Genomic DNA, 13,448 nt, shown 5'->3' with positions numbered 1-13,448 from the left:
CGGGCGTATGCCATACGCCCCTACCTCTGCAATGCGTGCCCTCCTGTGTCAACATCCCCCTTCGCCCCCTTCAAAGGGGAATATCAGAAATGTATGTAAGTAACTCCCGCGCTTTAGAGGGGGGGCATCAAGAGCACAGCGAGAAAGCAACTGCTAAGAAGTGATAATGGATAATTACAACCGCTTGCCTTTTCGTTTCTCACCTACTTCCTAGAAAACAGCGTGGAAACGCAGTAGCTCCTTATCAGTCCTGCGGGAGCGGGCAACGCAGTGCCGCCAGGCACGCAGGCGCGTAGCGGGTGCACGTACAGGCGGTTCCAGGTAGCAGTGGCTACGGAAGCAATGGAAGGAATAGCGGTTGCCAGGTGCGAAATTAAACCAAGGGAAGCCTGTCTGAGCCTCAGAGAGTTCTTCCTTTCTTGATTCTTTTGGTTAGGTTGAGCATCAAGGCTCAACGTGATAAACGCGAGTAGAAAGTAATATAGCCAGAGGTTTGGCAGAAGCAGTTGGAAGAGTATTACGCCTATCTGAAAATAGCCAACATAAAACTGGCAGCTAATAAATACACGCAGCAACCAGAATTTCATGAGCGTTTTTGGCCTGTTTTCCTAAAAGTAGCCTAAAAACAGAACGTACTATAACAGAAAAGCCCCTGCCGGTAAGCAGGGGCTTTCTTTATTATGAAAGGAGCAGAAAAAACTTATTCTCCTTCTACGGCACGGTCTTGGAGACCATTCACTTCTGAATAACTTGAGCGAAGCTCAATTTCATCGCCGTGTTCATCCATCACCTTGAAATCTGTGAGGCCAAGGGAGGTATCTTTCATCACGTTCACCCACTTAAAGTGTTTCAGGAACCACTTCCGTTGGCGGGAAATGAGGCCTTTGGTGTAGTACGCATGCAAGAACGGATGCACATACAGCGTAATGTTTTTCTGATTCTGGCGGGTGAGCAGATCTTCAATGGTCTGATCAATGTCGTCGGTTACCAGAATGCTGGCAGATATTTTCCCGCTGCCTCCGCAGGTAGGGCATACCTCACCGGTTACTATGTTTTGCTCAGGCCGTACGCGCTGGCGGGTGATCTGCATGAGCCCGAATTTGGAGATGGGCAGCACCGTGTACTTAGACCGGTCTTTCTTCATCTCTTCCTTCACCACGTCCTGCACTTTCTGCCGGTTCTCAGCAGATTTCATGTCAATGAAATCTACTACAATGATTCCGCCCAGGTCCCGGAGGCGCAGCTGACGCGCCACCTCTTTTGCCGCAGTTAGATTCACATTCAGCGCGGTGGCCTCCTGGTCCGTTTCGGAGTTGGATTTGTTCCCGCTGTTCACATCTATCACGTGCAGGGCCTCTGTGTGTTCAATCACCAGATACCCCCCACCCGGAATGCTCACTGTCTTCCCAAACAGGGATTTCAGCTGCTTTTCAATGTTAAAGTGTTCAAAGGTCTTCACCTTGCCCGTGTAATGCTTCAGAATCTTCAGCTTATCTGGGGCAATGGTTTCAATGTAAGTTTTGATTTCATCATGCAGCTTGGGGTCATCAACCACAATGCTGTCAAAACTTTCATTCAAAATGTCTCTCAACATGGAGGAGGAGCGGCCAAGCTCCCCAATCACTTTGTCGCGCTCTTTGGCGGTCTTCAAAGTGGCAATGCCTTCTTCCCAGGTAGCCAGCATACCTCTGAGGTCCTTGTCCAGCTCAGCCACTTCGCGGCCTTCAGCCACAGTGCGGATGATCACGCCAAAATTCTCTGGTTTAATAGAAGAAATAAGGCGTTTTAGACGCGTACGCTCCTCTTTGCTCACTATTTTCTTAGACACACTCACGGTGTTAGAAAATGGCACGAGCACCAGGTAACGGCCGGCCAGGGAGATCTCACAGGAGAGCCGGGGCCCTTTTGTAGAGATTGGCTCTTTTACAATCTGCACCAAGATCTGCTGTCCTTTTTTAAGGACGTCTGCCATCTTGCCCAGCTTGTCAATTTCTGGTTCAAACTTGATCTGGGTAAGCTTGGCAGAGGCATTCTTCTGGGTCTGCACCGTTTTCACGTATTTGTTCAGAGTCTTGATGTTCTCTCCCAAATCATGGTAGTGCAGGAACGCGTCTTTGGTGTAGCCAATGTCTATGAACGCTGCGTTCAAGCCAGGCATCACCTTTTTCACGGTTCCCAGAAAAATATCCCCCACGCTGTAGTTGGTATCATTTTTATCAAAATGATACTCCACCAGCCGCTTATCCTGAAGAAGGGCTATTCGTTCTCCATCTTGAGTAGAATTAATGATTAATTCGTTACTCAATGTCTTAGTAGCTTAGATGAAAGAATATACCAAAGCCCAGTATCACCTCTGCGGCAACCTGGGCTCAAAGAAAAACAGGCGCGAACCTATTTCTTCTTGTGTCTATTCTTTCTAAGACGCTTCTTTCTTTTGTGGGTAGCGATCTTATGTCTTTTTCTTTTTTTACCGCAAGGCATAATCTTGATGTTTTATAAGTGAAAAATATTTTAACTCCTCTTTTACTGGGCGCTGTTCAGCTTCTGCAGGTAACTGTCTACTGAAGCCAACACTTCCGGCTCTTTGCTCAGTTCCTTTACCCGCATAAACGCTTTCTGCGCCTCTTGCTTCTGCTTGGTCTCTGCCAGAGAAACGCCCAAGTAGAACGTAGCATCTACATGCTTAGGGTTTACCGCCAGCAGTTCCTGAAAACGCGTTACCGCCTTATCATACTGATTAGACTGCATAGAAAGAACTCCCAGGTTAAACAGAGCCTTCTCATTTTTAGGGTCTGCCGAGATCACCTCCCGCAACAGGGTAATTCCCTGCATGGGCGTTTCGCTGGCGATGTACGTCATAGCCAGGTTCGTCTTGGCATCCAGATTGGCAGGGTTGTTTTTCAGCACCTGCGCATACAGCCCCTGCGCCTTTTGCCCCAGTTGCTGTGAACGCTCCTGGGTAGCGGCAAAGGTGAACGCCTCAAAGTACTGGTCGGCCGCTTTCTGGAAGCTTTTCTCCCCTGGTCTTACGGCGGCTACCTGCTCATAGAAATACCCGGCGCTGTCATGCTTGGCAATAGCCGCGTATTTCTGCGCCAGTTCATCTGCTACTTTGCCTTTGTCCTGAGGGCTACTGGCCCGGTTGAATTTGGCTCGCAGGTCTGCAATCTCTTTCAACTGGGCGGGCGTAGCCGTCATGTGGGCATTGGCGGCATCTGCCGGGGCCGCCGCCTCAGCTGCATGGTCTTCATGGCCCTCATGGTTGGGGTCATGGCTAGACTCGGCGGCGGCTCCGTTAGAGGCAAGGTCAGCCTTTTTATCTTTGTTAATCACCACTTTAGGCAATAAAGCCAACAGAACGGCCAGCACTACGGCAGAAAAAATGAGTGCTAACTTACCTTTTGACATATCTATTGAATCTGGAAATGATTATTAAACAAAGAGTTAAGGCTGCAAAACTACGAAAAAACTAAGAAACGACCTCAGCTTTAATTTTCTTACTGTTTTTGATCTTGGCGACAAACGTTTTAGATGGTTTGAAGCTTGGGATAAAATGCTCATCAATGATGATAGAGGTGTTTTTAGATATGTTACGGGCAACTTTTTTGGCGCGCTTCTTATTCACAAAGCTTCCAAAGCCACGCACATAAATGTTATTACCATCGGCCATTGAGTCTTTCACCACTTTGAAGAATGCTTCAACGGTAGCTGCAACATCAGACTTTTCAATCCCTGTCTTATCTGCAATCTCTGATATAACTTCTGCTTTAGTCACTTGTTTAAACGTTTTAAGTAATTGAGTGAAGATGAATATGTTTGTACAAACGTTTACCGCTGTCACACGGCACCTCGAAATCGGGGCACAAAGGTAACCGCCTTTTTTGAGTAGTAAAACTATTTGTTTAAAAAATCTGTTGGTTTTCAGCGCGTATACCCCGCAGCTAGCCAAGATGTTAAAGCCCCTGCATGGCCCACCCAACCAATTCTTTCTTTACAAATACCCTTATTGCCTGGTATCACCGCCACAAGCGGGCACTGCCCTGGCGTGAGACCACTGACCCGTATGCCATCTGGCTTTCTGAGGTTATTCTGCAGCAAACCCGGGTAAAACAAGGCCTGCCTTACTACCTCAGGTTCCTGGAGCAGTTCCCCACGGTGTACTCCCTAGCAAACGCCCCCCAAGACGAAGTATTGCGCCTATGGCAGGGGCTGGGCTACTATTCCCGCGCCAGAAACCTGCATTTCACCGCCAAACAGGTGGTAGAGCAGTTTGGGGGGCAGTTTCCTAAAAGTTACCAGGGGCTGCTGCAATTGAAGGGAATTGGCTCTTACACCGCCGCCGCCATCGCTTCTTTTGCCTACCAGGAACAGGTGGCCGTGCTGGATGGGAACGTGTACCGCGTGCTGGCCCGGGTCTTTGGCAAGCACGAGAACATTGCCGCCCCGGCGAGCAAAAAAGTGTTTGAGGCTCTGGCCAATGAGTTGATTCCGGCCGGCGAGCCGGACACTTACAACCAGGCCATTATGGAGTTTGGCGCTATCCAGTGCACGCCGGTGGCCCCAGACTGTTTGTTCTGCCCGCTGCAACAGACGTGCTTCGCGTTTCTGAACGGGTTGGTTTCGGCGCTGCCGGTGAAAGAGAAAGCCAAGAGCAGCCGCCAACGGTTCTTCCACTACCTGGTTCTGCGGGTAGGCGACCAGCTGTATATGAAAAAGCGCACCCAGAACGACATCTGGATGGGCCTGTATGATTTCCACACCATAGAATCAGACACAGCCAAGCTGACCCCAGAGCACCTGCAGGGGCAGGCGGCAGAGACGCTAGCCACTAACCTTACCCCTTTTTCTTCTACCGGCAAAACGTATAAACACGTGTTGAGCCATCAGAAAATTATGGCGCAGTTTTACCTTGTTTCGCTTGATTCCCGTTTAAGGGGAGAGACTGAAGAAAGCATTGGGCTGCGGCTATATTCCATTTCAGAAATAGAAGACTTGCCCAAGCCAGTATTGATAGATTCATTTTTGAAAGAGCACTTCTTTTAGTATATTTATAAGTTATTTTAAGTTTGCACCCCCTTTATACAATTCTATGGCAAGCATTAATAAAGTTATCTTGATTGGCAACCTTGGCAAAGACCCGGAGGTGAGGCACTTAGAAGGCGGTGTGGCGGTAGCCCGTTTCCCTTTGGCCACCTCTGAGACGTTCAAAGACAAGAACGGCGAGCGCCAGGAGCGCACAGAGTGGCACAACATAGTGCTGTGGCGCGGCTTGGCCGAAGTCTCTGAGAAATACCTCAAGAAAGGCCAGTCAGTTTATATTGAAGGCAGAATCAGGTCTAACAATTATACAGACAAAGACGGCATACAGCGGTACAGCACTGAGATTGTAGCAGACAACATGACCATGCTGGGTGGCCGCTCTGAAGGCGGCAACGGCGGTCAGAACAACGGCGGCGGAAGCTACGGCAATGAACAAGCCTCTTCCGGCGGCGGAAACGCCGGCGCCAGTTCTGCCAGCAAAGGCGGCAGCACCCGTTCGGCGGCCTATGAGGAAGAGCCAGACGACCTGCCCTTCTAACCTATTGTTGAACCAATTCTTTTCACTTGGAAAGTATACCTCCATCAGGAGAGCCCTACAGTTGGGGCTCTCTTCTTACTTTAACCCTTCCCCAGGTTGACCCGGCGGCATGGGCGTGGCCAACTGCCTTGCTCCTGCTGTTCTTTGTGAGCAGCCTGGCCATAACGGCTGCCCTGGCTGCTTTTCAGCGCTTTCTGGCCACTGCCCAGAATAACGCCGGCCTTAAAATGGCCGCCCACGTACAGCACCTTTCGCAGGCACCAGAGCGGGTGATTCTGGCCGGAGCGTTCCTGAACTCCACATTGCACCTGCTGCTGGCCCTCTCTGTTTTTAAACTTCTTACCCATGTTCTTGCACCCGGCGCGGCGCACCAGTGGCTGGCGTTGCTGGGCATAGCCCTAGGGCTGGCAGCGGTTCTGCTAGCGGCCCGGCTGCTTTCTGCCGCATGGGGAAGGAAACAGCAAAGCCAGCACCAGCCAGCTCTGCTGCCCGTGATTCAGGTTATTTCAACTTTAGGCGCCCCCTTTGTGGCCGTTTTCCTGCCACTGCAGCGTATGATGGGCCGCACCCGTGAAGCCTTCGGGACGCCGTCTGCCACTGAGGAGCTGTCACAGTCCCTGGACCATGCCCCTTCGGCACCAGCCTCACCAGAAGAGAAAGGCTTGCTGAAAGCCATTGTGAACTTCAGCTCTATTACCGTGCGGCAGATAATGCGGGCGCGGGTAGATATTATTGCGTTCAACCGCCGCATGCCGTTTCCTGCGCTGCTCAAACAGGTGCATAACTGGGGCTACAGCCGCGTGCCGGTGTACTCAGACGGACTGGACAAGATTGACGGCGTGCTGTACGTAAAAGACCTGCTGCCCCACCTCAATGCCCCAGCAGATTTTACCTGGCAGAACCTGATCAGAACCCCGTACTTTGTACCAGAATCTAAGAAGATTGACGAGCTGTTGCGTGAATTCCAGGAGCGGCGGGTGCACATGGCCATTGTGGTGAACGAGTACGGCGACACCACCGGCCTGCTTACCCTGGAAGATGTGATTGAGGAGATTGTGGGCGAAATCCATGACGAGTTGGACGACGAAGAGGACCGCTACTATACGCAACTGGATGAACACACGTTCCTGTTTGAGGGCCGCACCTCTCTGCACGATTTCTGCAAAATTGTAGATCCGCCCGCTGAGCTGCTCAAGGAGATCAGGGGCGAAGTGGAGTCACTGGCCGGCTTAATGCTGCGCCTGTTCTCCCGCATACCGCACACCGGCGAGGAAATGCAATTGGGGCCCTATATCTTCAAGATAGAAGCCGCTGATAGTAAAAAGATTAAAAAAGTACGCGTGCACCAGATTGTGCCGCACCCTAACAATGAAGAAGACTAATTTTCTGTACATACTTGCCGCCATATGCGGAAGCCTTTTCTTAGCCAGTTGCTCCGGTGATGACTACACGCCCAAGCCCAAAGGCTATAACCGCATTGACTTGCCCGTGGCCAAATACCAGCCCCTGCAGGAGCGGCACCCGTACACGTTTGAGCACTCGGTGTACGCCAAGGTACTCAAAGACTCCTCCCGTATTGCCGAGCCGCATTGGATTGACCTGTACTACCCGCAGTTCAAGGCCAACGTGCAGCTCACCTACAAGAACTTCAACCAAGACCCAAAGGCATTCAACGCTTTGGTAGAAGACGCGCGCAAACTTACCAGCAGGCACCAAATCAAGGCCTACGCCATTGAGGAAAGCCAGATTAAAACACCCACCGGCATCACCGCCAGCGTCTTCGAGCTGGAAGGCGAAGTGCCCAGCCAGTTCCAGTTCTACCTCACCGACAGCACCAAACACTTCTTTAGAGGTGCCCTCTACTTCAGGACCGCCACCGCCAATGACTCACTGGCCCCGGTCATTGAGTACTTGAAGAAAGACGTGGTGCACCTGCTGAATACGCTGCACTGGACGGAGCAAGTGAAGTAAGTTTTCGTTTTGGGGCTGTTTTGGCGAAAACAGGCCGGAAACGGAAAACTGAAGTTTATTAAATAAAAGCCGAATGGTATCTTGTATACTGTTCGGCTTTTTCATTTATTTCATCAGTTAGGTGAACTTTACCACAGCTCCCAAACATATCTAAAACCCGACTTAATCCGTTACTTTTGTGTATGGACAAAATTGGAAGCATCGAAATTCGTGTCATAGGAAACAAAGGGAGCTTAACGCTATCCCCAGACAACTATGACATTAAAGAGATTGCTCTAATTCTTCAAAATATAGAAGACCTTCTTTTTCCCAACAATAAGAAAGATAGGCCAATCATTACATATGATATTGAAGAAGGCTCAGTAAGAAATATATTCAAAACTAGTCTTCAAGCAATCATTGGCTTCAGTGCTGTAATAACCCAAATAGAAAAAGTAAATTCTATTGATTTCTTAGACTTAAAGACTGCACAAGCCATTGAAAATATTCAAAGCCTTTCTTATCAAAAGAACTATGACTTTGAAATTAAAACTTCTGTATCTGAAGATACGGCTTTAAAAATAACCCCTAACACTAAGTTTTTCAGAACAGAAAATATTTGGATTGACGCAGAGCTGTACTTCTATGGCACATTAACAAATGCCGGAGGAAAAACGAAAGCCAATATACATTTAGATACTGATGAGTTTGGCTCCCTGACAATAGAAGCTCCTAAAGTATATCTGCAAAATCAAGAAGAGAACCTATTGTATAAGAAATTTGGAGTAAGAGCAACTGGGAAACAAAACCTAGAAACGGGCGAAATTGACAAATCAAGCCTAAAACTTCTTCAATTAATTGACTTTAGCCCCAAATATGATGACCAATACCTTGATACCTTAATCACCAAGGCAAAGTCAAACTGGAAGGATATCAATGCCAATGACTGGTTGAATAATATCAGAGGCGGTTATGACGCATAGTGTTCTCTTAGATACAAGTTTCTTTATAAGGCTCTTAAACGATGAAGACCCACTCCATCAGAATGCAAGGGAATATTTCCGCTATTTCCTTAATAAAGGCGTAACCCTAAAAGTATCAACCATCACAATTGCAGAATATTGCGTTCTTGGTAAAATAGACCAACTACCTCTCCGCAATATTCAGATTATACCTTTCAATCTTGACCACGCGCAAAGAGCAGGAGAATTTGCCAGAATTATATTTGAAGGAAAAGGCGCTCTAAAAGAGCAACTCATGCCTAGAGCTATTATACCTAATGACTCAAAGCTTTTTGCGCAAGCAGACGTTGATAAAACCATCACTCATTTTGTCACGTCTGATGCACGGTCAGGTGTGATAATTGAAATACTTAGAAGTAAAGCCCGCGCAAAATTTGAGTTCTTAGATATTAGCACACCTTATCATCAAGCGTTCGGATTGCTTGATTTGTAAGTTCATTTGCTTTTTAAAAATTAGCGCCTATCCGTTTTCGGCCTATTTTCGCCAAAACAGGCCGAAAACACCTACACTATTTCCCAACCTTCACCACATTCTCATACAGACTGCGCATGGTCAGGTGCAAGATGTCCCTAATCTCATCTTCTGAAGACGTGGTATGGCAGCCGTTGGTCATCACCACAAACCCGAACTTCTCCTTCGGGTGGAAGAACATAGCGCTGTACAGGCCGTAGGCTGAGCCGGTATGCCCCACCAGCACCTCACCCGGAATCAGGTTGCCCGCCGTGCGCAGCGCCAGCCCGTAATGAGACACGTCTGTGGTTTTGACAACGGGTGTTTGCATGAGCTTCGCGCTTTTTTTGGAGAGAATACGGCCGCCCGGGTAACGGCCCTGGTTCAGATGCATGAGCATATAGGTGGCCAAATCCCTGGCAGAGATTTTCATTCCGCCGGTAGGCGAAAACACAGGCGTGCTCTGGGCCATCACGTAACTTTTGATTTCCTCTGAGCGGGGCGCATAGGCTGCCGGTGACGGTGTGAAAGTGCTACTGCCCGCGCTGTACTCATAGAGCGTGACAAACTTGGAGCGGTCCAGCGAATCTACGCAGTAGCCGCCGTACAGCCCCAGCGGGTCCAGAATGTGCCGCTTCACGTATTGGTCAAACCGCTGGCCGGTGGCACGCTCAATTACCGCGCCCACCAGGTTGAAGTTGAGGTTACAGTAGGTGTACTGCGTGCCGGGCGCATAATCTGCGTAGCACTTCTGCCAGTTGGGGTTCTTGTCTGGGTGAATCACGTCCAGGTTGAAATAGCCGTTGCGGTCTAAGATGCTGGAGGTGTGCGAGAGCACCATCTTGAGCGTGATCACTTTGTCCGGAAACTTGGGGTTGCGCACGGTAAAACCCACCAGCTTACTGAAATCATCGTCCAGCGACATTTTCTTGGCTTCTACCAGTTGCATGACAGACGTGGCCGAAAACGATTTGGAGATGGAGGCAATCCGGAAAAGATCATTCTCTGAGAGCGGAAGGTTCTGCTCCACGTCTTTCAGCCCCAGCGCGCGGGTGTAGACAATTTTCCCGTCTTTCACCACCGCCACGGCCAGCCCCACTGCTTTCTTCTGCTCCATTATCTGGCGCAGACCGGCTTCGGCGTTGTCTACCTGGGCAAAACCACGCACTGAAAAACAGACCAGAATCAAGGCAAGGAAAACGCGTCTCATGGGAGGGGAGTTAGATGGAAAATGCTTAGCGGCAGGAAAATAGGGAACCCCGCAGCCATTTCCAAACTACTCCCCCGCAGGCGGAACACAGGAACGGGAGAAACGCTCAGATTTGCAGTAGGCAAGATGAGCCTTCCGTTTTTGGCCTGTTTTCTGAAAAACAGGCCAAAAACGGAAGGCTCAGAGAGTAATCGAATAACTTAAGAATCATGAGCATCGGCGGGGCCGAAAACTCGCAAGTGGCCACTTAATGGCGTAACGCTCTACCAGCGTGGAAGGTGCTTGCTAATAACCCGTAATAGCCTAGCACAGATATTCCCTCCTTTCTTTAGTTAGTAGATATAGGCACATACGAAAAGCAGGATCTTTTGGCTGCGCATTCCCGGTGAACAATTTGTTACCAGACAGGCCCGGCCGGCTTTTTTGCAAGGGGCGGGGCGTGAATCCTCCCGCGGCACACCCTCTAATTAGATTAGCCCCTCTCACCTCTTTTCTGTAATTTTACCAGCCTGTCCAGCCCCTGTTTTCGGGCTGTTTTCCAGAAAACAGCCCGAAAACGCAAGGCGCACCCATAAACCAACTACCATGTCTGAAGAATTGAAACAATGCCCCAATTGCAGTTCACCGTATGGCTACGCAACAGGAGCTGACACCTACGCCTGCCCTGAATGTGGGAACGAGTGGAACCAGGCTGAATTAGCCGAAGAAGGAGTCCTGAAAGTGGTAGACGCCAACGGAAACGTGCTGCAGAACGGTGATTCTGTGGTGGTCATCAAAGACTTGCCCGTGAAAGGCGCCCCCAAACCCGTAAAGGCCGGCACCAAAGTGAAAAACATACGCCTCACCGACGGAGACCACAACATTGACTGCAAGATTGACGGTTTTGGGTCTATGGCGCTTAAATCTGAGTTTGTGCGCAAAGCGTAATGCCGCTGCAGCAGCCGGGAGGCTCTTCCCAGAAGGAGGTCCTGGAAGCACATTCTCTAAGAAGGCAGCCTCCTTTCTGCTAGCCCCGCTCCCATCTTTTGCGTAACTTTACCAACTGGCTTCGCTCCTGTTTCTGGGCTATTTTCTCAAAAACAGGCTAAAAACAGGAAGCGCCTCCCAACTACGTGTCATCCGGCTTTTTCCATACCAAGATAGAGTTCCTCAAGGGCGTGGGGCCCCAGCGGGCCACATTGCTGCAGACCGAGCTGGGCATCTTCACCTACGGCGACCTCATTCAGCACTACCCGTTCCGGTACATGGACCGCACGCAGTTCCACGCCATTGCCGAGCTGACCGAAGACATGCAGTATGTGCAGATCAAAGGCCGCATCCTGGAGAAAAACCTATTGGGCGAAGGCCGTAAACAACGCCTCTCGGCCATTATCAGAGACGCCTCCGGCGAAATGGAACTGGTCTGGTTCAAAGGCGTAAAATTCATGACGGGCCAACTCAAGGTGAACCATGAATACATCGCTTTCGGCAAGCCGAGTTTGTTTAACGGCCGGTTCAACATGGCGCACCCAGAGCTGGAAGAACTCTCTGAGGTAAAGCTGGAGCAGACATATCTGCAGCCCGTTTACCATACCTCTGAAAAACTCAAGAACCACCGCGTAGACAGCAAGGCCATCAGCCGCATGATGCAGGAGCTCCTGAAACAGGCGCCCACGCACCTGCCTGAGACGCTCACCCCTGAGCTGGTGGACCAGTACCGCATGGTGTCTAAGCGCGAGGCCATGCTGCAGATTCACTTCCCCAAGAATTGGGATACCCTGGCGGCGGCGCGGTTCAGGTTAAAGTTTGAAGAACTGTTCTACACCCAGCTCAAGCTCCTGCGCACCGCCACCAAACGCCGCGCCGAACTGGCCGGGCAGGTATTTAATAAAACACCTACCCTCACTGAGTTCTACAAGAACCACCTGCCCTTTGACCTTACCAATGCCCAGAAGCGCGTGGTGCGCGAGATCTACCAGGACGTGACCAGCGGCAAGCAGATGAACCGCCTCTTGCAGGGCGATGTGGGCAGCGGCAAAACCATTGTGGCCTTCGTGACCATGCTCCTGGCCACCGACAACGGAGCCCAGGCCTGCCTCATGGCCCCCACTGAGATTCTCGCTGACCAGCACTACCAGGGACTGAAACAGTACGCAGACAAACTGGGCATAGTGCTGGGCAAACTCACCGGTTCCACCAAAAAGAAAGACCGTAAGCCCATTCATGAGCAACTCCGCTCTGGTGAAATGCAGATGATTGTGGGCACCCACGCCCTGCTGGAAGACGAAGTACAGTTCCATAACCTGGGCCTCTGCATTGTAGACGAACAGCACCGCTTTGGCGTGGCGCAGCGCTCCAAGCTCTGGCAGAAGAACCCCCGCATCATTCCGCACGTGCTGGTCATGACAGCCACACCAATCCCCAGAACCCTGGCCATGACGCTGTACGGTGATTTGGAAGTATCTGTGATTGATGAGCTCCCGGCGGGCCGGAAAGAAATTATTACCGTGCACCGCTATGACAGCAACCGCCTGCGGGTGTTCGGGTTCATACGTGAGCAGATAAAGCTGGGGCGGCAGGTGTACATTGTCTACCCGCTCATTGAAGAGTCTGAAGGCCTGGACTACAAAGACCTTATGGACGGCTACGAGAGTGTGACCCGCGCGTTCCCGGAGTACCGCGTGAGCATGGTGCACGGCAAACTCAAACCCCAGGACAAAGACTATGAGATGCAGCGCTTCGTGAAGCACGAGACGCACATTATGGTGGCTACCACCGTGATTGAGGTAGGCGTAAATGTGCCCAACGCCAGCGTGATGGTGATTGAAAACGCCGAGCGGTTTGGCCTGGCCCAGCTGCACCAGCTGCGGGGCCGCGTAGGCCGGGGCGCCGACCAAAGCTACTGCATCTTAATGACGGGCTATAAACTCAGCAAGGAAGGCAAGACGCGCATTGAAACCATGGTGCGGACCAACAACGGCTTTGAGATTGCCGACATTGACCTGAAACTGCGCGGACCGGGAGATTTGATGGGGACCCAGCAAAGCGGGGTTTTAGATTTGCTAATTGCTGACCTGGCCAAAGACGCCAAGATTTTGAAAGAGAGCCGGGCGGCCGCTCTGCAGATCATAGAAAAAGACCCGGACTTAAGCCTTCCAGAGCATGCCAACTTACTGAGGCACATCCGGTCGCTGAGCCACAACACCGTGAACTGGAGCCGTATCAGCTAGACTTGAGTCTGGGTCTTTTTAGGGGAGA

The 13,448-nt window shown here is 50.6% G+C and carries 12 protein-coding genes; 8 read left to right on the top strand and 4 right to left on the bottom strand.

The annotated features are described in order from the left end of the window. Window positions 1–700: 700 nt before the first annotated feature. The 3 genes from FHS90_RS11275 to FHS90_RS11265 all read right to left on the bottom strand — a co-directional run bounded on the left by FHS90_RS11275 (window position 701) and on the right by FHS90_RS11265 (window position 3,775). The gene (locus FHS90_RS11275; RefSeq protein WP_066833007.1) at window positions 701–2,305 is read right to left on the bottom strand and encodes an Rne/Rng family ribonuclease; all 1,605 of its coding nucleotides are present in this window, start codon (window positions 2,303–2,305) and stop codon (window positions 701–703) included. A 218-nt stretch (window positions 2,306–2,523) separates the two neighbouring features. Beyond that, window positions 2,524–3,408: a tetratricopeptide repeat protein gene (locus FHS90_RS11270; protein ID WP_182513121.1), complete on the bottom strand. Its 885-nt coding sequence runs from the start codon at window positions 3,406–3,408 to the stop codon at window positions 2,524–2,526. 61 nt (window positions 3,409–3,469) lie between these two features. Then, window positions 3,470–3,775 (bottom strand): HU family DNA-binding protein, encoded by a 306-nt coding sequence (locus FHS90_RS11265; protein WP_066832997.1) that lies wholly within the window; start codon window positions 3,773–3,775, stop codon window positions 3,470–3,472. A gap of 191 nt (window positions 3,776–3,966) precedes the next feature. Here FHS90_RS11265 and mutY point away from each other — a divergent pair, with 191 nt between their 5' ends. From mutY to FHS90_RS11235, 6 genes are all read left to right on the top strand, one after another. Then, window positions 3,967–5,043 carry an A/G-specific adenine glycosylase gene (mutY, locus tag FHS90_RS11260; protein WP_182513120.1) on the top strand — a complete coding sequence of 359 codons (1,077 nt, stop codon included), beginning with the start codon at window positions 3,967–3,969 and terminating at the stop codon, window positions 5,041–5,043. Between the two features lie 46 nt (window positions 5,044–5,089). After that, window positions 5,090–5,578, top strand: coding sequence for a single-stranded DNA-binding protein (locus FHS90_RS11255; RefSeq protein WP_066832993.1), 489 nt, complete (start codon window positions 5,090–5,092; stop codon window positions 5,576–5,578). A 26-nt stretch (window positions 5,579–5,604) separates the two neighbouring features. Beyond that, complete coding sequence (locus FHS90_RS11250) at window positions 5,605–6,960, top strand: transporter associated domain-containing protein (protein WP_246386923.1); 1,356 nt, start codon at window positions 5,605–5,607, stop codon at window positions 6,958–6,960. Further along, window positions 6,947–7,549 carry a gliding motility lipoprotein GldD gene (gldD, locus tag FHS90_RS11245; RefSeq protein ID WP_182513119.1) on the top strand — a complete coding sequence of 201 codons (603 nt, stop codon included), beginning with the start codon at window positions 6,947–6,949 and terminating at the stop codon, window positions 7,547–7,549. The genes FHS90_RS11250 and gldD overlap by 14 nt, the downstream gene beginning before the upstream one ends. A 182-nt stretch (window positions 7,550–7,731) precedes the next feature. Then, window positions 7,732–8,511, top strand: a complete 780-nt coding sequence (locus FHS90_RS11240; RefSeq protein ID WP_182513118.1) for a hypothetical protein — start codon at window positions 7,732–7,734, stop codon at window positions 8,509–8,511. Continuing rightward, complete coding sequence (locus tag FHS90_RS11235; RefSeq protein WP_182513117.1) at window positions 8,501–8,983, top strand: type II toxin-antitoxin system VapC family toxin; 483 nt, start codon at window positions 8,501–8,503, stop codon at window positions 8,981–8,983. Before FHS90_RS11240 ends, FHS90_RS11235 begins: the two co-directional genes overlap by 11 nt. 76 nt (window positions 8,984–9,059) lie before the next feature. Here FHS90_RS11235 and FHS90_RS11230 read toward each other — a convergent pair whose 3' ends face one another. Then, window positions 9,060–10,211, bottom strand: a complete 1,152-nt coding sequence (locus tag FHS90_RS11230; protein ID WP_182513116.1) for a serine hydrolase domain-containing protein — start codon at window positions 10,209–10,211, stop codon at window positions 9,060–9,062. A gap of 585 nt (window positions 10,212–10,796) precedes the next feature. On the opposite strand from FHS90_RS11230, the gene FHS90_RS11225 reads away from it, so the two are divergent. Beyond that, window positions 10,797–11,138 carry a zinc ribbon domain-containing protein YjdM gene (locus tag FHS90_RS11225; RefSeq protein WP_182513115.1) on the top strand — a complete coding sequence of 114 codons (342 nt, stop codon included), beginning with the start codon at window positions 10,797–10,799 and terminating at the stop codon, window positions 11,136–11,138. Between the two features lie 185 nt (window positions 11,139–11,323). Next, complete coding sequence (gene recG, locus FHS90_RS11220; protein WP_182513114.1) at window positions 11,324–13,420, top strand: ATP-dependent DNA helicase RecG; 2,097 nt, start codon at window positions 11,324–11,326, stop codon at window positions 13,418–13,420. Window positions 13,421–13,448 lie beyond the last annotated feature (28 nt).

Origin of the sequence: Rufibacter ruber, assembly GCF_014138425.1 — a bacterium.
Classification (GTDB): Bacteria; Bacteroidota; Bacteroidia; order Cytophagales; family Hymenobacteraceae; genus Nibribacter; species Nibribacter ruber_C.
This window is presented reverse-complemented; position numbering and strand designations above follow the sequence as displayed.